This window comes from Mycobacterium sp. NGS41 (genome assembly GCF_059812725.1).
On the sequence record NZ_JCALDF010000001.1, the window covers coordinates 1 to 19433 of the forward strand.

16 protein-coding genes, 1 tRNA gene and 1 pseudogene are annotated in these 19433 nt (G+C 66.3%); 10 read left to right on the forward strand and 8 right to left on the reverse strand.

Annotation, left to right across the window (positions count from 1 at the left end; genetic code table 11):
• The 5 genes from AC5Y21_RS00005 to AC5Y21_RS00025 form a co-directional block, all read right to left on the reverse strand.
• The coding region (locus tag AC5Y21_RS00005) for an LpqN/LpqT family lipoprotein (RefSeq protein ID WP_499908893.1) at positions 1-596 on the reverse strand (596 nt) is incomplete at its 3' end.
• Positions 597-631: 35 nt separating this feature from the next.
• Positions 632-988, reverse strand: coding sequence for an arsenate reductase (glutaredoxin) (arsC, locus tag AC5Y21_RS00010; protein ID WP_499908187.1), 357 nt, complete (start codon positions 986-988; stop codon positions 632-634).
• Positions 989-1969, reverse strand: coding sequence for a ribose-phosphate diphosphokinase (locus AC5Y21_RS00015; protein ID WP_499908188.1), 981 nt, complete (start codon positions 1967-1969; stop codon positions 989-991).
• A 103-nt stretch (positions 1970-2072) separates the two neighbouring features.
• A complete protein-coding gene (gene glmU / locus AC5Y21_RS00020; RefSeq protein WP_499908190.1) occupies positions 2073-3548 on the reverse strand; it encodes a bifunctional UDP-N-acetylglucosamine diphosphorylase/glucosamine-1-phosphate N-acetyltransferase GlmU in 1476 nt (491 codons plus the stop codon).
• Positions 3549-3651: 103 nt separating this feature from the next.
• Positions 3652-3723 (reverse strand) — tRNA-Gln (locus AC5Y21_RS00025).
• Between the two features lie 214 nt (positions 3724-3937).
• Between AC5Y21_RS00025 and AC5Y21_RS00030 the strand changes: the two genes are divergently transcribed.
• Positions 3938-4180, forward strand: a complete 243-nt coding sequence (locus tag AC5Y21_RS00030; RefSeq protein WP_499908192.1) for a hypothetical protein — start codon at positions 3938-3940, stop codon at positions 4178-4180.
• A 93-nt stretch (positions 4181-4273) separates the two neighbouring features.
• On the forward strand, positions 4274-4867 hold the full coding sequence (locus AC5Y21_RS00035) for a TetR/AcrR family transcriptional regulator (protein WP_499908895.1): 594 nt from the start codon (positions 4274-4276) through the stop codon (positions 4865-4867).
• A gap of 4 nt (positions 4868-4871) precedes the next feature.
• On the opposite strand, the gene lysA is transcribed toward AC5Y21_RS00035, so the two are convergent.
• Entirely contained in the window at positions 4872-6212 is a 1341-nt protein-coding gene (gene lysA, locus AC5Y21_RS00040) for a diaminopimelate decarboxylase (protein WP_499908193.1), read from the reverse strand.
• A 162-nt stretch (positions 6213-6374) separates the two neighbouring features.
• Between lysA and mfd the strand changes: the two genes are divergently transcribed.
• The 8 genes and pseudogenes from mfd to AC5Y21_RS00080 form a co-directional block, all read left to right on the forward strand.
• Positions 6375-10067: a transcription-repair coupling factor gene (mfd, locus tag AC5Y21_RS00045; protein WP_499908195.1), complete on the forward strand. Its 3693-nt coding sequence runs from the start codon at positions 6375-6377 to the stop codon at positions 10065-10067.
• Between the two features lie 46 nt (positions 10068-10113).
• Positions 10114-11133: a nucleoside triphosphate pyrophosphohydrolase gene (locus AC5Y21_RS00050; protein ID WP_499908197.1), complete on the forward strand. Its 1020-nt coding sequence runs from the start codon at positions 10114-10116 to the stop codon at positions 11131-11133.
• Between the two features lie 258 nt (positions 11134-11391).
• On the forward strand, positions 11392-12120 hold the full coding sequence (locus AC5Y21_RS00055) for a lytic transglycosylase domain-containing protein (RefSeq protein ID WP_499908199.1): 729 nt from the start codon (positions 11392-11394) through the stop codon (positions 12118-12120).
• 80 nt (positions 12121-12200) lie between these two features.
• Entirely contained in the window at positions 12201-13490 is a 1290-nt protein-coding gene (eno, locus tag AC5Y21_RS00060; RefSeq protein ID WP_499908201.1) for a phosphopyruvate hydratase, read from the forward strand.
• A 20-nt stretch (positions 13491-13510) separates the two neighbouring features.
• Entirely contained in the window at positions 13511-14173 is a 663-nt protein-coding gene (locus AC5Y21_RS00065) for an FtsB family cell division protein (RefSeq protein ID WP_499908202.1), read from the forward strand.
• Positions 14166-14648 (forward strand): DUF501 domain-containing protein, encoded by a 483-nt coding sequence (locus tag AC5Y21_RS00070; protein WP_499908203.1) that lies wholly within the window; start codon positions 14166-14168, stop codon positions 14646-14648. The genes AC5Y21_RS00065 and AC5Y21_RS00070 overlap by 8 nt, the downstream gene beginning before the upstream one ends.
• On the forward strand, positions 14639-15586 hold the full coding sequence (locus tag AC5Y21_RS00075; RefSeq protein ID WP_499908205.1) for a Ppx/GppA phosphatase family protein: 948 nt from the start codon (positions 14639-14641) through the stop codon (positions 15584-15586). The genes AC5Y21_RS00070 and AC5Y21_RS00075 overlap by 10 nt, the downstream gene beginning before the upstream one ends.
• Positions 15587-15810: 224 nt before the next feature.
• Positions 15811-16088, forward strand: a pseudogene (locus AC5Y21_RS00080) (hypothetical protein); the annotation flags it as partial.
• A gap of 78 nt (positions 16089-16166) precedes the next feature.
• On the opposite strand, the gene AC5Y21_RS00085 reads toward AC5Y21_RS00080, so the two are convergent.
• Both AC5Y21_RS00085 and AC5Y21_RS00090 read right to left on the reverse strand, forming a co-directional pair.
• Positions 16167-16847, reverse strand: coding sequence for a response regulator (locus tag AC5Y21_RS00085; RefSeq protein ID WP_499908207.1), 681 nt, complete (start codon positions 16845-16847; stop codon positions 16167-16169).
• A complete protein-coding gene (locus AC5Y21_RS00090) occupies positions 16844-19426 on the reverse strand; it encodes a DUF4118 domain-containing protein (RefSeq protein WP_499908209.1) in 2583 nt (860 codons plus the stop codon). Before AC5Y21_RS00090 ends, AC5Y21_RS00085 begins: the two co-directional genes overlap by 4 nt.
• Positions 19427-19433: the final 7 nt, after the last annotated feature.

The window sequence follows — 19433 nt, forward strand, 5'->3', positions numbered from 1 at the left end:
GCGACTACGAATCCGTGAATGATCGCCTCGATGTCGTTGCTCTCCGCGACGGCCTGGTCGGCCTTGCTGGTGATGGTGAGCTGAACCAGGTATGGCTGCTTGTCGGGCGGCGAACCGGTGGGCAGGACGATCCGGTTAAAGCTGTGCATCCGCCCGCTGCGGGTGTCGTAGCTGCCCTGAATCATCGACGAGGGAAAGCCATTGAAGTCTGCGGTTGAGGAATCCAATTTGTGAAAGCCTTGGGGCAGGTCGGCATTAGCGTGCTTGATCGCTTCGGCGGGATTGAAGTTGCCGCGCAGCTTGAACGCCACCAGCATGGCCGCCGGGAGATTGTCGCCCTTGGCGAGCATCACCGCGTTCGGGTGGGCCTTCGGATCACCATGTGGTGCCCAGCCCGGCGGCGTGGGGATGGACACGGTGAGGTCGGGAAGGTCACCGGGCGGCACCGGGGCTCCGGTGACACCTTGGCTTTCCAGATACTTCGACAGCGGGACAGGCGCTTCGGTCGGGGTCGGTGACGCGCTGGTGGTCGAACTCGTCGTCCAGATCGCTCGGTAGTCAGGTGTTTTCGGGCCGCACCCGACCGCCGACGCCATCACCACGGTGATCGCAACCGCAAAAGCAAAGCGTTTCACAGAATCTCGCGGACAGCATCGATCGGCCGGGCCAGCCGAGTGCCTTTCGGTGTGACGACGAACGGTCGTTCGATCAATATCGGATGCTCGGCCATGGCGTCGAGCAGCTCGTCGTCGGTAGCCTCGGCGAGGCCGAGTTCGGCGTACAGCGCCTCACGCTTGCGTACCGCGGTGCGCACGTCGACACCGGCGTCGCGGATCATGCGAACCAGCTCGCTGCGCGACGGCGGCGTCTTCAAATACTGGACAACCTCAGGTTCAATACCGTTGTCCCGCAACAAGTCCAGTGTTTTTCGCGACGTGCTGCATTTGGGATTGTGGTAGATGACGGTGTCGCCCGAACCGGACCCCATCTAGGCGTCTCCGTCGAAAAGCCCTGTGACTGAGCCGTTTTCGAAGACGGCACGAATGGTGCTGGCCAGCAGCGGCGCGATGGACAACACCGTCAGTTGGGGGAAACGCTTCTCTTCGCCGATCGGCAGCGTGTTGGTCACGATCACCTCTCGGGCGCCGCACCCGGCCAGTCGCTCGGCGGCCGGCTCGGACAGCACCCCGTGGGTGGCTGCGATGATCACGTCGCCGGCGCCGTCGTCGTGCAGCAGCTTCACCGCGCCGGCAATCGTGCCGCCGGTGTCGATCATGTCGTCGATCAGCACGCAGGTGCGGCCGGCGACCTCACCGACCACGCGGTTCGACACCACCTGGTTGGGCACCCGCGGATCACGCGTCTTGTGGATGAAGGCCAGCGGCACGCCGCCCAACGCGTCGGCCCACTTCTCGGCGATGCGCACCCGGCCGGAGTCGGGGGAGACCACCACCATGTCACCGTCCGGGTAGTTGTCCCGGATGTAGCCGGTCAGCAGGTTCTGTCCACGCATGTGGTCGACGGGCCCGTCGAAGAAACCCTGGATCTGATCGGTGTGCAGGTCGACGGTCACGATCCGGTCGGCGCCGGCGGTCTTGAGCAGGTCGGCGACCAGCCGCGCCGAGATCGGCTCGCGGCCGCGGTGCTTCTTGTCCTGCCGGGCGTAGGGGTAGAACGGCATGACCGCGGTGATCCGCTTGGCGCTGCCCCGCTTGAGGGCGTCGATCATGATCAGCTGTTCCATCATCCATCTGTTCACCGGCGCCGGGTACGACTGCAGGACGAACGCGTCGCAGCCGCGCACCGATTCGTGGAAGCGAACGAAGATCTCGCCGTTGGCGAATTCGCGAGCGGTCTGCGCGGTGACATGGACATCGAGCTCTTTGGCCACCTGCTCGGCCAGCTCCGGATGGGCGCGGCCGCTGAACAGCATCAGATTTTTGCGATTATCGGTCCAGTCGTGGCTCAACGCGCTGCCCTCGCCGTATCGGGATCGAGATTGAGAAAAGGAACGGGCCCCATGGTACGTAGCGAAGGGTACCGACAAATGGCCGGGTAGCGGGGAAAATAACTCAAGGTGTCTGATCGGATTCGGACGCCTGAGCAGCGCGCTCCGCGGCCTCCGCGGCCGCAGTTCCCGGTCGCTTGCGCTGGACCCAGTTCTCGATGTTGCGTTGCGGGCCCGCCGAAACCGCCAGCGCCCCCGGCGGGACGTCCTCGCGGACCACGGTGCCGGCCCCGGTGTAGGCGCCGTCGCCAATGGTCACCGGCGCCACGAACATGGTGTCCGAGCCGGTGCGCACGTGCGAGCCGATGGTGGTGCGCCGCTTGGTGGTGCCGTCGTAGTTGACGAACACGCTGGATGCACCGATGTTGCTGTGCTCGCCGATGTCGGCGTCGCCGACGTAGGTCAAGTGCGGCACCTTGGTGCCGGTGCCGATGGCGGAGTTCTTGACCTCGACGAATGCACCCAGCTTGCCGTCGGCTCCCAGCACGGTGCCCGGCCGCAGGTAGGTGAACGGACCGACCGTCGCGCCGTCGCCGATCGCGGACTGGCTGCCGTGGGTGCGGCAGACCGACGCGCCGTCGCCCACGGTGACGTCGGTCAGGGTGGTGTCGGGACCGACGGCGCACCCGCCGCCGATCCGGGTACGGCCGAGCAGCTGGGTTCCGGGCTGGATGACGGTGTCGCGGCCGATCGTCACGTCGACGTCGATCCAGGTGGTGGCGGGATCGACGACGGTGACGCCGGCCAGCTGGTGGGCGGCCACGATCCGGCGGTTGAGCTCGGCGCCCAGCTCGGCCAGCTGGACGCGGTTGTTGACGCCGGCCACCAGTGCGCTGTCGTCGATGTGACGGGCGCTGACCGTCTGCCCGTCCCGACGCAGGATAGCGACGACGTCGGTCAGGTATAGCTCCTGTTGAGCATTATTGGAGCTCAGCCGGCTCAATGCGGACCGGAGGGCGGCGATGTCGAAGGCGTAGACCCCGGTGTTGACCTCGCGGATCTCGCGTTGCGAGGGTGTGGCGTCGGTTTGTTCGACGATCGCCATCACCTCGTTGTCCTGGGTCCGCAGGATGCGGCCGTAGCCGTGCGGATCGCTGAGCGTCGTGGTCAGCACCGTGACGCCGGCTTTGCCTTCGGGGTGGGCCGCGCTGTGGGTGGCGATGAGATCTGCCAGGGTGTCGGCGTCCAGCAGCGGGGTGTCCCCGGCGGCGACGACGACGATGCCCGCGTAATCTTCGGGTAGCGCCGACAGCCCGCACAACACGGCGTGGCCGGTGCCGAGCGGCTGCTCCTGCAGCGCGACGTCGATACTGCGGCCGAGGGTGTCTGCCAGCTCGGCCACCAGCGGAGAGATCCGCTGGTGGTCGTGACCGAGCACCACCACCAGATGCTGGGGTGCCAGCTTGGTCATCGCATGCAACGAGTGCGACAACATGCTGCGCCCGCCGAGGGTGTGCAGCACCTTGGGAGTGTCCGAGCGCATCCGGGTGCCGGGCCCGGCCGCTAACACCAGGACCGCGGTATCACCACGAAACGTCATCGACTCTCCTTCTCGGCTGGCGAGCGCGCGTGTCTGTACGCCGACACGCCGTTAAGCGTGGCATTTCACGCACGCTCGCCGCAAAGAACGGATCCGTAACGGGCTCCGTCGCCAGGACTCGAACCTGAACTTTCTGAACCAAAATCAGAGGTGCTGCCGATTACACCACGACGGATTGTCTACTAACGGCGGGCCGCGCCACCAAGACTTTAGTCTGACGACGATGCGGACCGCTGGCGGTCCGAGGAGGAGTCGGACAATTGGGCACAGTCTGACGACGATGCGGACCGCTGGCGGTCCGAGGAGGAGTCGGACAATCGGGCACAGTCTGACGACGATGCGGACCGCTGGCGGTACGCCATCAGCGCAGGACAAGGCAGAATGTCCGGATGAGTAACGCGGACCTGGACACGGTGGTGCCTATGGTGGGCGCCATTGTCATCGGCGTCATCAGCATGGCCGTCTGCGCATACTTCGCAGCCAGGATCGCGCGGGAGAAAAACCGCGGTGTGGGCGGGGCGGTCGCGCTGGGCATCCTGCTCAATTTGATCGGTGTCCTGATCATCGCCCTGCTGCCGGCACGCCGCCGGGCTGAGAAGCCGCGGCAAAAGCGGGACGCTCCCGCCAGCTGATCAGGCGAAAGTCCGCCAACGCGTAGCCCGCAAGCCGATACCCTGATTGACGTGGCTGCACCGGACAAGGAAGTGCGGGCTCCGCGTGCGCGGATGACGGGCAGCGAGCGCCGGCTCCAGCTCATCGGCATCGCCCGCTCCCTGTTTGCCGAACGGGGCTACGACGGGACCTCGATCGAAGAGATCGCACAGCGGGCCAATGTGTCCAAGCCGGTCGTCTACGAGCATTTCGGCGGCAAAGAGGGCCTGTACGCCGTCGTCGTCGACCGGGAGATGTCGGCGCTGCTGGACGGCATCACGTCGTCGTTGACCAACAACAGGTCCCGGGTGCGGGTCGAGCGGGTCGCGCTGGCGTTGCTCACCTACGTCGAAGAGCGCACCGACGGCTTCCGGATCATGATCCGCGACTCGCCGGCCTCGATCAGCTCGGGCACCTATTCCAGCCTGCTCAACGACGCCGTCAGCCAGGTCAGCTCCATCCTGGCCGGTGACTTCGCCCGTCGCGGCCTGGATCCCGACCTGGCTCCGCTGTACGCGCAGGCACTGGTCGGCTCGGTATCCATGACCGCGCAATGGTGGCTCGACACACGGGAGCCCAAGAAAGAAGTGGTGGCCGCGCATCTGGTGAACCTGATGTGGAACGGCCTGACCCACCTCGAGGCCGATCCCCACCTGCAGGACGAGTAACGGGTTAGCCGCAGTCTCGCGCGAACAGGTCGGCCGTCGTCTCGCGGCGCACCAACTCGCGAACCCGGCCGTCCTTGACGGCCACCAGCGGCGGCCGGCCGACCAAGTTGTAGTTCGACGCCATGCTGTGGTGGTAGGAGCCAGTGCAGGCGACGGCCAGCAGGTCGCCGGGGTGGACGTCGGCCGGCAGCTCGATATCGCGGGCGATCTCGTCTCCGGCTTCACAGTGCCGGCCCGCCACGGTGACGACCTGCTTCACGCCGAGAGCGTGCCGGTTCGCCAGCGCGACCGTGTACTGCGCGCCGTACAGCGCGACGCGCGGGTTGTCGCTCATGCCGCCATCCACCGCGACGAAGGTGCGGCCACCGGGCCGCGTCTTCACCGATCGCACCCGGTACAGGGTGACGCCGGCCCGGGCGCCGATGCCGCGACCGGGTTCGACCACGACGTGCGGCCGGGGGAAATGCTCTGCGGCACAGGCCTCGTCGAGGGCGTCCTCGATGACCGCGGCCAGCTGGACGAGGTCAAGCTCCGCATCGCCACGGACGTAGGGCACGCCGTGGCCGCCGCCGATGTTGAGCTCGGTGAGGATGACGCCGTGGTGGGCGCGGATGTCGGCCATGGCGGCGATCACCCGATGAATCGTTTCGCCGTACAGCGCGGGGTCGGTGACCTGCGATCCGATGTGGCAGTGCAACCCGATCAAGTCGAGGACGGGGTGCGCCAGTACGCGTTTGACCGCGTCGGCGGCCTGGTCGCCATCGAGGGTGAACCCGAACTTCTGGTCGCTGATCCCGGTGGTCACCGCGCGGTGGCCATGGATGTCGATATCCGGGGTCACCCGGACGAGCACCCGCTGGCGCCGTCGTGCCAGGCCGGCGAGGTAGGCGATCTCGATGTCGGAGTCGACGACAACGCGTCCTACGTCGACGGCCACCGCGTCTCGCAGCTCCTCGGGCGACTTCGCGTTGCCATGCATGATGATCCGGGCCGGATCCATACCGCCGGCCAGGGCGACAGCCAGCTCGCCGGGTGAGCAGACGTCGATGCCGAGTCCTTCTTCGTGCGCCCAGCGCGCCACCGCGGTGGTCAGCAGTGACTTGCCGGCGTAAACGACCTCGACATCGCGCAGCACCTTGCGATAGCGGCGTGCGCGGTGCCGGAAGTCGTTCTCGTCGATCACATAGGTCGGAGTGCCGAACTCGTCGGCGATGTCGGTAACCGGCATGTCGCCGAGGCAGAGCCGGCCCTCCTCGTCGGAGCAGGTAGTCATCGGCCAGATGGCGGGGTCGAACCGCCGTGGAGCGGCCTTGCCAATGGAAGGCAGCATGTCCAGCAATGTCATGTTTCCAACGTGCTCTCGGCCCGGCCCCGGCGGTGCTTTCCTTACGATCCCTTGACGGGCCCGGGCCAAATATTGACAAGGTTCACGACCGACGAACGGCGAGCGCCAGGCGGCGCGAGTGGAAAGTTGGGCAATCGGGTCCCGCCTTAGAATGGCGGGATCATGACCGCACCGGGGCCTGCTAGCCCAGATACCCCGATCGCGGGGCTCGTCGAATTGGCGTTGACCGCGCCGACATTCCAACAGCTCATCGCGCGCGCCTCCGATCGACCCGACGAATTGGCGCTGGTCGGCCCGGCCAGCGCTCGTCTTTTCGTCGCCAGTGCGCTGGCGCGGCAGGGCCCGTTGCTGGTGGTCACCGCCACCGGTCGGGAGGCCGACGACCTGACGGCGGAGCTGCGCGGCGTGTTCGGTGACGCGGTGGCGCTGTTTCCCTCCTGGGAGACGCTGCCGCACGAACGGCTTTCACCCGGCGTCGACACCGTCGGCGCGCGCCTCATGGTGCTTCGCCGGCTCGCCCATCCCGATGACGCGCGGCTGGGTCCGTCGTTGCAGGTGGTGGTCACGCCGGTGCGATCACTGCTGCAGCCGATGACGCCGCAGCTGGGCCTGGTCGAACCGGTCACGTTGAGCGTCGGCCAGGACACCGACTTCGAGCAGGTGATCGCCCGGCTGGTCGACCTGGCCTACACCCGGGTGGACATGGTGGGCCGACGTGGGGAGTTCGCCGTCCGCGGCGGCATCCTCGACGTTTTCGCCCCGACCGCCGAACACCCGGTGCGCGTCGAGTTCTGGGGCGACGAAGTCAGCGAAATGCGGATGTTCTCCGTCGCGGACCAGCGCTCCATTCCCGAGATCGCCGTCGACTCGCTGGTCGCGGTCGCCTGCCGGGAACTGCTGCTCACCGACGACGTGCGGGCTCGGGCCGCCGCACTGGCCGCACAAGTCGCCGGCCGACGGCCGGCAGAGGAAGGCGCCATCACCGGCACCCTCACCGACATGCTGACCAAGCTGGCCGAGGGCATCCCGGTCGACGGCATGGAAGCTCTGCTGCCGGTGCTCCGTCCTGACGACCATGCGCTGCTGACCGATCAGCTGGCCGCGGGCACACCGGTGCTGGTGTGCGACCAGGAAAAGGTGCGCGCCCGCGCCGCCGACCTGATCAAGACCGGCCGCGAATTCCTGGAGGCATCCTGGTCCGTCGCGGCGATGAGTACCCGAGACAGTCAAGCGCCGGTAGACGTCGGGCAGTTGGGCGGATCGGGGTTCGCCGAGCTGGACCAGATAGAAGCTGCGGCGGGCCGCTCCGGTCATCCGTGGTGGACGCTGAGCCAGCTGTCCGCCGAGTCGGCAATGGAACTCGACGTCCGCGCGGCGCCGTCTGCGCGCGGGCATCAGCACGACATCGACGCCATCTTCACGATGCTGCGTGCCCACGTCTCGACCGGCGGCTACGCCGCAGTCGTCGCGCCCGGGACCGGAACGGCGCACCGGGTCGTGGAGCGGCTGGCCGAATGCGATACCCCCGCCACCATGCTGGAGTGCGGTGCCGCACCGAAACAAGGTGTCGTCGGGGTGCTCAAGGGCCCGCTGCACGACGGCCTGATCGTCCCGAACGATACCGCCAGCCTGGTGATCATCACCGAGACCGACCTGACCGGCAGCCGGGCCACGAATGTCGACGGCAAGCGGCTGGCGGCCAAGCGGCGCAACACCGTTGACCCGCTGGCGCTCACCGCCGGTGACCTGGTGGTGCACGACCAGCACGGCATCGGGCGGTTCGTGGAGATGGTCGAGCGCACCGTCGGCGGCGCGCGCCGCGAGTATCTGGTGCTGGAGTACGCGTCGAACCGGCGCGGCGGGGGTTCCGACAAGCTCTACGTACCGATGGATTCCCTGGACCAGCTGTCGCGCTACGTCGGCGGGCAGGCGCCCGCGCTGAGCCGGCTCGGCGGCAGCGACTGGACCAACACCAAGACCAAGGCGCGCCGCGCTGTCCGAGAGATCGCCGGCGAGCTGGTCTCGTTGTACGCCAAACGTCAGGCCAGCCCAGGACACGCGTTCGGGCCGGACACCCCGTGGCAGGCCGAGATGGAAGACGCCTTCGGCTTCACCGAGACCGTCGACCAGCTCACCGCCATCACCGAAGTCAAGGCCGACATGGAGAAGCCGGTGCCGATGGACCGGGTGGTCTGCGGCGACGTCGGTTACGGCAAGACCGAGATCGCGGTGCGCGCGGCGTTCAAGGCGGTCCAGGACGGCAAACAGGTCGCAGTGCTGGTACCCACCACGCTGTTGGCCGACCAGCATTTGGAAACGTTCCGCGAGCGGATGGCCGGCTTCCCCGTGGTCGTCAAGGGGCTGTCCCGGTTCACCGACACCACGGAGTCCCGCGCAGTGATCGAGGGCATGGCCGACGGGTCGGTGGACATCGTGATCGGCACCCACCGCCTGCTGCAGACCGGGGTGCGCTGGAAGAATCTGGGCCTGGTCGTGGTCGACGAGGAGCAGCGCTTCGGCGTCGAGCACAAGGAGCACATCAAGTCGCTGCGCACCCATGTCGATGTGCTGACCATGAGTGCCACACCGATTCCGCGCACGCTGGAAATGAGCCTGGCCGGGATCCGCGAGATGTCGACGATCCTGACGCCGCCCGAGGACCGCTACCCCGTACTGACCTACGTCGGTCCGCACGACGACAAGCAGATCGCGGCGGCCTTAAGACGCGAACTGCTGCGCGACGGGCAGGCGTTCTACGTGCACAACCGGGTCAGCTCGATCGACCAGACCGCCGCCCGGGTGCGCGACCTGGTACCCGAGGCGCGAGTGGTCGTCGCGCACGGGCAAATGCCTGAGGAGCTGCTGGAACGCACCGTTCAGGGTTTCTGGAACCGCGAATACGACATCTTGGTGTGCACCACCATCGTTGAGACCGGCCTGGACATCTCGAACGCAAACACGCTCATCGTCGAGCGTGCCGACACCTTCGGGCTGTCTCAGCTGCATCAGCTGCGTGGCCGGGTCGGGCGCAGTCGCGAACGCGGCTACGCCTATTTCCTCTATCCGCCGCACGTGCCGCTGACCGAGACGGCCTACGACCGGCTGGCGACCATCGCGCAGAACAACGAGCTGGGCGCGGGCATGGCGGTGGCTTTGAAGGACCTCGAAATCCGCGGCGCGGGCAACGTGCTCGGCGTCGAGCAGTCCGGACACGTGGCCGGGGTGGGCTTCGACCTGTACGTGCGGTTGGTGGGCGAGGCCGTCGAGGCCTACCGGCTGGCGGCCGACGGTCACACGGTGACCACCGCCGAGGAGCCCAAGGATGTGCGGATCGACCTGCCGGTCGATGCGCACCTGCCGCCGGACTACATTGCCAGCGACCGGCTGCGCCTCGAGGGCTACCGTCGTCTGGCCGCCGCTGCTGACGACGCGGCCGTGGCCGCGGTTGTTGACGAGCTCACCGACCGCTATGGGCCGTTGCCCGAACCCGCCCGGCGGCTGGTCGCGGTGGCGCGGTTGCGGCTGCTGTGCCGCGACGCGGGCATCGCAGAGGTATCGGCGCCGTCGGCGGCCACGGTGCGGTTGTCGCCGATGACCTTGCCGGATTCCGCCCAGGTGCGGCTGAAGCGCATTCATCCGGGAGCCAGCTATCGCGCTACCACCTCGACGGTGCAGGTTCCCATTCCGCGGGCCGGCGGTGTCGGTGCGCCCCGAATCCGCGATGTCGAATTGTTGCAGCTGGTCGCCGACTTGATAACCGCCCTTCAGGGCAAAGCGCAGCAGGAAGTTGGTATAACGGGCGCGGCAACCAATTCGAGTGAGGAGCGACAGGGGATGGGGAGGAGCGGCGCTTGATCCGCGCCAGCGACGATGCAGAACGAGCGATGAGGAGGAGCGGCGCTTGATTGTCGTCTTGTTCGACCCACGCCGCCCGTCGCTGGTGCCCATCGAAGCCATCGAGTTGCTCAGCGGCGAAGTGCAATACACCGAGGAGATGCCCGTCGCGGTGCCCTGGTCGCTGCCCGCGGCGCGTCCGGTGCACTTCGGCGACGACGCGCCGGTGTTGTTGTCCTCCGACCGCAACCACCCAGCCGTCATCGCGCGACTGGCCGCCGGCGCGCGGCTGATTGCGGCACCGGAGTCGCCGCGGGGCGAACGACTCGTCGACGCGGTCGCGATGATGGACAAGCTGCGCACCGCCGGGCCGTGGGAAAGCGAGCAGACCCACGATTCGTTGCGGCGCTATCTGCTGGAGGAGACCTACGAGGTTTTGGACGCGGTGCGCAGCGGCAACGCCGACCAGCTGCGCGAAGAGCTGGGCGATGTGCTGCTGCAGGTGCTGTTTCATGCCCGTATCGCCGAGGACGCGCCGCAGCTTCCCTTCACCATTGACGACGTCGCCGCCACTCTGATCCGAAAGCTGGGCAATCGGGTGCCGGAAGTGCTTGCCGGGAACCCGATTTCGCTCGAAGACCAGTTGGCGCAGTGGGAGCAGCGCAAGGCCGCCGAAAAACCGCGGCTCTCGGTGATCGACGACGTTCATACCGGGCAGCCGGCGTTGGCGCTGGCGCAGAAGGTGATTGAACGGGTCAGCAACGCCGGGTTACCCGCCGACCTGATCCCTGCGGACATAACCTCTATCTCGCTGTCGCTCGATGTCGATGCGGAAAACTCGCTGCGCACAGCCGTTTTGGAATTCGCTGACACGGTTCGTCGCGTCGAGAGAGCGATTGCCGCCGCGCGTCGCGGAGACGATGTCGCCGAGGAGTTCGATGTGGCTCCGCTGGGCGAGGCCACCGAGGCGGAGTGGCGCGCTTACTGGCCGCCCGGAGAGCCGGCGGTCGACGCGGAGGCCGTCGACGCGGTGCCTTCAGCCAAAGCTTCCGGCGGCGGCTCCAAGAAGCGTAAAGGCCGCCGATAATACTCACGCTGGGCCGGGCGCGTCGGTTCTGCGGCATCTTCGTGTCAGTAATCTTTTGAATATTTGCTGCTATCACATGAATCGAAGATATGCCTCTGATTTACCTTGCCAGGAGTATTTACAGCTAATCGAAAATTGGCCGGAATCGGTGCTTTGACGGCCACCACAAACGGGGTGGGCGGCGATCCCATGGGACGATGTGGTGGTCTGGCGGGATAAGAGGAGATGCAAGAAGTCGAGGAACCCAAAGGAAGCACTGTGTCGCCGAGACGTTGGTTGCGGGCGGTCGCCGTCATCGGTGCGACCGCCATGCTTTTGGCGTCAAGTTGTACCTGGCAGCTCAGTCTTTTTATCCCCGACGGCGTGCCGCCACCGGCCGGGGACCCGGTGCCGCCGGTGGACACACATGCCAGTGGCCGGCCCGCGGACCAGTTGCGTGAGTGGGCGGAGAAACGCTCCGCGGCACTGGAAATACCGGTCATCGCACTTGAGGCGTATGCCTACGCCGCCCGCGTCGCCGAAGTCGAAAACCCCAAGTGCCATATTGCGTGGACGACCCTGGCCGGCATCGGGCAAGTGGAAAGCCACCACGGCACCTACCGGGGCGCGATGGTGGCGCTCAACGGCGATGTGACTCCGCCGATCCGGGGTGTGCATCTGGACGGGACCGGCGGCACCCTGCGCATCGTCGACGAAGACGACGGCGCTTCGGACGGCAGCGGGGTGGTCCGCGCGATGGGGCCGATGCAGTTCATTCCGGAGACTTGGCGGTTGTACGGCGTCGACGCCAACAACGACGGCGCGATCAGCGCGGACAACATCGACGACGCGGCGCTCTCGGCGGCGGGCTATTTGTGTTGGCGTGGAAAGGATCTCGCAACCCCACGAGGATGGATAACCGCGCTGCGGGCCTACAACAACTCGGGCGTCTACGCGCGGGCCGTCCGGGACTGGGCGACCGCCTACGCGGCGGGTCATCCGCTGTAGAAGGATAGAGCGCTGACCCAGGCCTTACCCTAAAGGCTGCCGGGAACCTTTCAGAGAGCTAGAGCGCAAAGGAGAGCCCAGTGCCGATTATCGAGCAGGTCGGTGCCCGCGAGATCCTCGATTCCCGTGGCAACCCGACGGTCGAGGTCGAGGTCGCCCTGATCGACGGAACGTTCGCCCGCGCCGCTGTGCCGTCCGGCGCGTCGACCGGGGAGCACGAGGCCGTCGAGTTGCGCGACGGCGGCGATCGATTCGGCGGCAAGGGCGTGAAGAAAGCCGTGCAAGCTGTTCTCGATGAGATCGCCCCGGCGGTGATCGGACTGAACGCCGACGACCAGCGCCTCGTCGACCAGGCGCTGGTGGATCTCGATGGCACTCCGGACAAGTCCCGGCTGGGCGGCAACGCGATTCTCGGGGTTTCGCTGGCGGTCGCCAAGGCGGCCGCGGATTCCGCCGAACTGCCGCTGTTCCGCTACATCGGCGGGCCGAACGCGCACATCCTGCCGGTACCGATGATGAACATCCTTAACGGCGGCGCACACGCCGACACAGCCGTCGACATCCAGGAGTTCATGGTGGCACCGATCGGTGCGCCCAGCTTCGCGGAGGCGCTGCGCTGGGGTGCCGAGGTCTACCACGCGCTGAAGTCGGTCCTCAAGAAGGAGGGGCTGTCCACCGGGCTGGGTGACGAAGGTGGCTTCGCCCCGGATGTCGCGGGCACCACCGCTGCACTGGATCTGATCGGCCGGGCCATCGAGTCGGCCGGCTTCAAACCAGGCGTCGATGTGGCGATGGCCCTTGACGCCGCGGCCACCGAGTTCTTCACCGAAGGCACCGGTTACAAGTTCGAGGGCGAGACGCGTACCGCTGAGCAGATGGCCGAGTTCTACGCCGGCCTGCTCGGCTCCTACCCGCTGGTGTCTCTCGAAGATCCACTGGCCGAAGACGATTGGGACGGCTGGGCCGCTCTGACGGCGTCGGTCGGCGAGCGGGTGCAGATCGTCGGCGACGACATCTTCGTCACCAATCCCGAACGCCTCGAAGACGGCATCGAAAAGGGTGTGGCAAACGCGTTGCTGGTCAAGGTGAATCAGATCGGCACGCTGACCGAGACACTGGACGCTGTCGCACTGGCACACCACAGCGGATACCGCACGATGATCAGTCATCGCAGCGGGGAGACGGAGGACACCCTGATCGCCGACCTGGCGGTGGCGGTCGGCAGCGGGCAGATCAAGACTGGGGCGCCGGCCCGCAGCGAGCGCGTCGCGAAATACAATCAGCTGCTGCGGATCGAAGAGGCACTGGGCGACGCCGCCCGCTACGCTGGTGATCTCGCCTTTCCGCGGTTCGCCCTGGACTCGAAATAGATCGAATAGGTTGACTTAGGTTGGCAGCCAACGGGAAACGTCGTTCTCCGGCCTCGCGTCCGGGGAAAGCCGGCGACCCTGCTCGGGCCCGTCGCTCCGCCAAGCCTTCCGCCAAGCCGGCCAAAGCCGCACAGTCCCCGCACGGTAGCGCGACGTTGCGCGAACAGGTCATCGAACCCATCAAGCAGTCGATTGCCGAATCAGTGGAACAGCGGTCCGAGCAGCGGCTGGGTTTCACCGCGCGGCGGGCCGCGATCCTGGCCATCGTCGTCTGTGTGCTGACGCTGACCATCGCCGGCCCGGTACGCACCTACTTTCAGCAGCGAACCGAGATGACTCAGCTGGCCGCGACCGAAGCCGCGCTGCGCCAGCAGATCACCGAGCTGCAACAGCGCAAGGACAAGCTCGCTGACCCGGCCTACGTCGCGGCACAGGCCCGCCAACGTCTCGGCTTCGTGAAGCCGGGGGACATCCCGTTCCAAGTTCAGCTGCCCGCGACGGCGACGGTAGCTCCGCAGCCGGGCGTCGACGCGGCGAAACCGGCCAGCAGCGACCCCTGGTACACCTCGTTGTGGCACACCATCGCCGACGCGCCACACTTGCCACCCACCGCCGCCCCGGCGGCCCCCTCCACGGAGCCTGGGCCACCGGGACTCCCTAAGCCCGCGTTGCCCGGTGGTTGATCGGGCCGACCTGGAAGCGGTGGCGCGTCAGCTCGGTCGCGAGCCTCGCGGGGTACTCGAGATCGCTTACCGATGCGCCGACGGTCAACCCGGCGTGGTGAAGACCGCGCCGAAACTCCCTGACGGCACGCCATTTCCGACGCTGTACTACCTGACGCATCCCGTCCTCACCGCGGCCGCTAGCCGGCTGGAGAACACCGGCCTGATGCGCGAGATGACCGAACGGCTGCGCCAGGACCCCGAACTGGCCGCCGCGTATCGGCGTGCTCACGCGTCGTATCTGGCCGAGCGTGACGCGATCGAGTCGTTGGGAACCACGTTCTCCGCCGGCGGCATGCCCTACCGGGTCAAGTGCCTGCACGTGCTGATCGCGCACTCGCTGGCCAAGGGTCCGGGACTGAACCCGCTCGGGGACGAGGCCCTGGCCCTGCTGACAGCTGAGCCAGGAGTGGGAGCGGTGCTTTCATGGCCATGAACAGGGTCGCCGCAGTTGATTGCGGTACCAACTCGATTCGTCTGCTGATCGCCGACTCAGTTGACGGCCGGCTGCGCGATGTGCATCGCGAGACGCGGATCGTTCGGTTGGGGCAGGGAGTCGACGCGACGGGTCAGTTCGCGCCGGAAGCGATTGCGCGGACCCGATCCGCTTTGGCCGACTATGCCGCGCTGCTCAAAGTGCACGATGTCGGGAAGGTACGGATGGTCGCGACGTCTGCCGCCCGCGATGTCGCCAATCGTGATGATTTCTTCGCTATGACGGCCGAGGTACTCGGGGCTGTAATCCCTGGGGCGATCGCGGAAGTAATCAGTGGCGGTGAGGAAGCTTCGTTGTCGTTCAGCGGAGCCGTCGGCGAATTAGACAGCGCGGGTGCGCCTTTCGTGGTCGTGGACCTTGGCGGCGGCTCGACCGAAATCGTCTTCGGCGAATCTCGGGCGATAGCAAGCTATTCGGCCGACATTGGCTGCGTCCGACTGACCGAGCGGTGTTTGCATTCGGACCCGCCGACACCGCAGGAAGTGACAGCGGCTCGTCGGGTGGTTCGCGAACAGCTCGAAATCGCACTGCGGGTGGTGCCGGTCGAAGGAGCCCGAACCTGGGTCGGGCTCGCCGGCACCATGACCACGCTGTCGGCGCTGGCCCACAATATGACCGCGTATGACGCTGCGGCCATCCATCTTTCGCGGGTCGCCAACAGGGATCTGCTTGCCGTCTGTGACAGGCTGATCGGCATGACGCGGTCGCAGCGTGCCGCGCTGCCGCCCATGCACGAGGGCCGGGCCGACGTGATCGGCGGTGGTGCCATCGTGGTCCAAGAATTGGCGCGCGAACTGGGTGAGCGGGCCAGCATCGACGAGCTGACCGTCAGTGAGCACGACATCCTGGACGGCATCGCGCTATCGATCACCGGCTGAGTCACATCCGCCACACGCGCCTCTGGGAAAAAGTCGTGCACCTATTTGTCCACCTCAGAGCGACAACTTCGGTGCCGCTGTGTCGTGGTATTCGATTGTGAATCTACGGCTTTCGGTGTGTAGTCAGGGTGAAATTTCGTCCTCGAGGCCGCCCTGAACTCACGCTGAAAGCCCTAGAATCACACCCGGGCGCAGATGTCGTACCAGTATGCGAGGGTTCGACCATGAAGCAACTTCACGGAATCGAGCTTCGGTACGTGCTGACGATGCATCTGTCCCAGAATGGACCGGCGACCATCCCCGAAATGATCGATGCGCTTGCCCGGCATCGCTTTTGCGTCCGTGGCAGGCCATCGGAGGCTATATCGGACGCATTGCGTTGGGAGATCGGACGCGGTCGGGTCAAGCGGTTGAACCCTGGTCTGTACGTACGGCATACATACCGCACGCAACTGAATACCGAATCATCAACCGAGTGCGGGCATTACGGCAGTCAGCGAAGTTGTCGCTGTGGGGTGGACAAAAAGGTGTGCGACGTCTTTCCAGGGACGCGTGTGACGGATGTGACTCACACAGCCAATTACCCCTCGAACCGATACCCCATACCCGATTCGGTCAGCAGGTGTTTGGGGTGCGACGGGTCGTCCTCGAGTTTGCGCCGCAACTGCGCCAGATACACGCGCAGGTAATGGGTCTCGGTCGCATACGCCGGACCCCACACCTCCTTGAGGAGTTCCTCGCGGCCGACGAGCTTGCCCCGGTTGCGCACCAGCACCTCGAGCATGCCCCATTCGGTCGGCGTGAGGTGCACCTCGGCTCCATCTTTGGTGACTTTCTTAGCGGCGAGATCGACTGTGAACGCGTCGGTTTCGACAACCGGCTGCTCGAGCTCGGACGCCGCGGCGTTGCGGCGGACGGCGGCACGCAGCCGGGCCAGAAACTCGTCCATACCAAAAGGTTTCGTCACGTAGTCGTCGGCGCCGGCGTCCAGAGCCTCGACCTTGTCTGACGAATCGGTACGCGCCGACAACACGATGACCGGTGAAGTCAGCCAGCCGCGCAACCCACCGAGTACCTCGATACCCGAGATGTCGGGCAGACCGAGGTCAAGAACCACTACGTCGGGGCGGTGTTCGGCGGCGGCGCGCAAGGCGCCCGCGCCCGTCGAAGCGGTCACCACCTCGTAGCCCCGCACCGAAAGATTAATTTTCAGCGCCCGCAAGATGTGCGGCTCGTCGTCGATCACCAAAACCCGTGTCATCGTCCACCGCCTCGATGCGGCGCGGCCAGATCCACCACCACGGTGAGTCCACCCCCAGGCGTATCGCCGGCCTGAATAGTGCCGCCCATGGCCTCTACGAAACCACGCGCGACAGACATTCCCAGGCCGACGCCCATCGTGTTGTCGTGATCGCCCAGACGCTGGAAGGCCTCAAAGATCTGATCCTCGGCCCCGTGCGGGATTCCGGGGCCTTCGTCGATGACGTTGATCAATACGCGATCGCCTACTCGTCCGGCATTGACCCGGACCACGCAGTTGGGCGCGTATCGCAACGCGTTGTCGATCAGGTTGGCGAAGACCCGCTCGAGCAGACCGGCATCGGCCATCGCGACGGCATCACCGACGTCCACCTTGACGCGGTCGATGGCGGGTCGGTAGAAACCGGTGGCGCCCTTGCCGATGCTGACCAACGCGCGTTGCACCGTTTCCTCTAGATACACCCGCTGCAGATCGGGGCGAATCACACCGGCGGCCAGGCGCGACGAATCCAGCAGGTTGCCGACGAGCGCGGTGAGCTGGTCGATGGATTCCTCTATGGTGGCTAGCAATTCGGCGGTGTCCTCGGCAGAGAAGGCGATGTCCTCGGCACGCAAGCTGGAAACGGCGACCTTGGCGGCCGCCAGCGGCGTGCGCAGGTCGTGACTGACCGCCGACAGCAGGGAGCGCCGCAGCTCGTCGGCTTGCACGATCGCCTCGGCCCGGCTGGCGTCTTCGGCCAGTTCGCGCTGTCTGACCAGGCCGGCGGCTTGCCTGGCCACCGCGCTGAGCACCCGGCGGTCCCGGGCGGACAACTTCTTGCCGGCCATCAGCAGCCAGTACTCCCAGGACCCTTGGTCGCCGACCTCGATCGCGGTGTCGGCGGAATCGACCACCACACAAGGGTCTTTGCCCACGCTCGCAACCAGGTAGCCCTTATGCTTCCCGCGCCCATCGCCAGGCTCCCGCAGCATGCTGACCGCGCGCTGCGAGTAGGTCTCTCGCACCCTTTCCAGCAGCGTCTCGAGATCGGCGCCGCGCAGCACCGAGCCCGCGAACAGCGTCAGCAATTCGGCCTCCTGCGACGCGCGTCTGGCTTCGCGGGTGCGGTTGGCCGCGTGGTCGACGAGGACCGCGACCGCGACCGCGATCAGCAGCAACACCAATTCGGTTACGGCGTTGTTGGGTTCGGCGATGGTGAAGCTGTGCCGCGGGGCAATCAAATAGTAGTTCAGCAGCAGCCCGGACAGCACGGCCGAAAGCGCCGCCGGGGCAACGCCTCCCAACAGACCTACCAGCAACACCCCGACGAAGAACAACGCGCTTTCACCGCCAGTGTTCAAATACGGATCCAGCAATGTCACCGCGACCGCGCAGATGACGGTCGGGACGGCGAAGGCCGCAAGCCAGGACGCGACGCGTCGCTCGCGGGGCGCGAGCGACGCCATCCGAAAGCCTCGTCCCGATTCCTCGTGCGTGACGATGTGCACGTCGATCTTTCCGGACAGCTGCACAATCGTCGGGCCGATGGCTTCGTCGAACACGCGCGCCCACCGCGACCGCCGAGAGGTGCCGATCACAAGTTGGGTGGCATTGATCTCGCGGGCGAAATCGAGTAAGGCACTGGGTATGTCGTCGCCGACGACGGTATGCAGGGACGCGTCGAGGCTGTTCGCCAGCTCACGGATCTTGCTCATCCGAGCCTCGGACAGCCCGGCGAGGCCGTCACCGCGTATCACGTGCACCACCATCAGTTCGGCACTGGACTTCGACGCTATGCGAGATGCGCGGCGTACCAGCGTCTCCGACTCAGGACCACCGGTGACCGCCACCACGACCCGTTCGCGTGCCTCCCACAGATCGGTGATCTTGTTCTCCGCGCGGTATTTAGCCAGCGCGGTATCGACCTGGTCGGCCAGCCACAGCAGCGCCAATTCTCTTAGCGCAGTGAGATTTCCGCGACGGAAGTAGTTCGACAGTGCCGCGTCGACCCGCTCCGGAGCATAGACGTTGCCGTGGGATAGCCGTCGCCGCAACGCCTCCGGTGTGATATCGATGAGTTCGACCTGCGCGGCCTCGCGCACGATCGAATCCGGCATCGTCTCCTGCTGCTCGATGCCGGTGATCTGGGCGACGACGTCGTTGAGGCTTTCCAGATGTTGAATGTTCACCGTGGAGATCACCGCGATCCCGGCGTCGAGCAGTTCCTCCACATCCTGCCACCGCTTCTGGTTCTTGCTGCCCGGCGTGTTGGTGTGGGCGAGTTCGTCGACCAGCACCACCTGCGGATGGCGCGCCAGCACGGCCGGGACGTCGAGTTCGGGGAAGGTGCCACCGCGGTATTCGATATACCTCGGCGGAATGAGCTCGATGCCTTCGAGCAGCTCAGCGGTCTTGCGGCGGCCGTGGGACTCGACGACGGCGGCCACCACATCGGTGCCGCGTTCCAGGCGCCGGTGCGCCTCTCCGAGCATCGCGTACGTCTTGCCGACACCCGGAGCCGCACCGAGGTAGATGCGCAGCTCTCCGCGCTTGGGATGCTGGTCCCTGAGGCTGACGTCGTCGGTCACGCCAACCATCATCCCTCCG

What these genes read in the sequence shown, in the direction of transcription:
- AC5Y21_RS00030 (WP_499908192.1), top strand. Translation starts at nt 3,938, where the DNA reads ATGAGTAACGCGGACCTGGACACGGTGGTGCCTATGGTGGGCGCCATT.
- glmU (WP_499908190.1), bottom strand. Translation starts at nt 3,548, where the DNA reads ATGACGTTTCGTGGTGATACCGCGGTCCTGGTGTTAGCGGCCGGGCCC.
- AC5Y21_RS00035 (WP_499908895.1), top strand. Translation starts at nt 4,274, where the DNA reads ATGACGGGCAGCGAGCGCCGGCTCCAGCTCATCGGCATCGCCCGCTCC.
- lysA (WP_499908193.1), bottom strand. Translation starts at nt 6,212, where the DNA reads ATGACATTGCTGGACATGCTGCCTTCCATTGGCAAGGCCGCTCCACGG.
- AC5Y21_RS00075 (WP_499908205.1), top strand. Translation starts at nt 14,639, where the DNA reads ATGGCCATGAACAGGGTCGCCGCAGTTGATTGCGGTACCAACTCGATT.
- mfd (WP_499908195.1), top strand. Translation starts at nt 6,375, where the DNA reads ATGACCGCACCGGGGCCTGCTAGCCCAGATACCCCGATCGCGGGGCTC.
- arsC (WP_499908187.1), bottom strand. Translation starts at nt 988, where the DNA reads ATGGGGTCCGGTTCGGGCGACACCGTCATCTACCACAATCCCAAATGC.
- AC5Y21_RS00090 (WP_499908209.1), bottom strand. Translation starts at nt 19,426, where the DNA reads ATGATGGTTGGCGTGACCGACGACGTCAGCCTCAGGGACCAGCATCCC.
- AC5Y21_RS00085 (WP_499908207.1), bottom strand. Translation starts at nt 16,847, where the DNA reads ATGACACGGGTTTTGGTGATCGACGACGAGCCGCACATCTTGCGGGCG.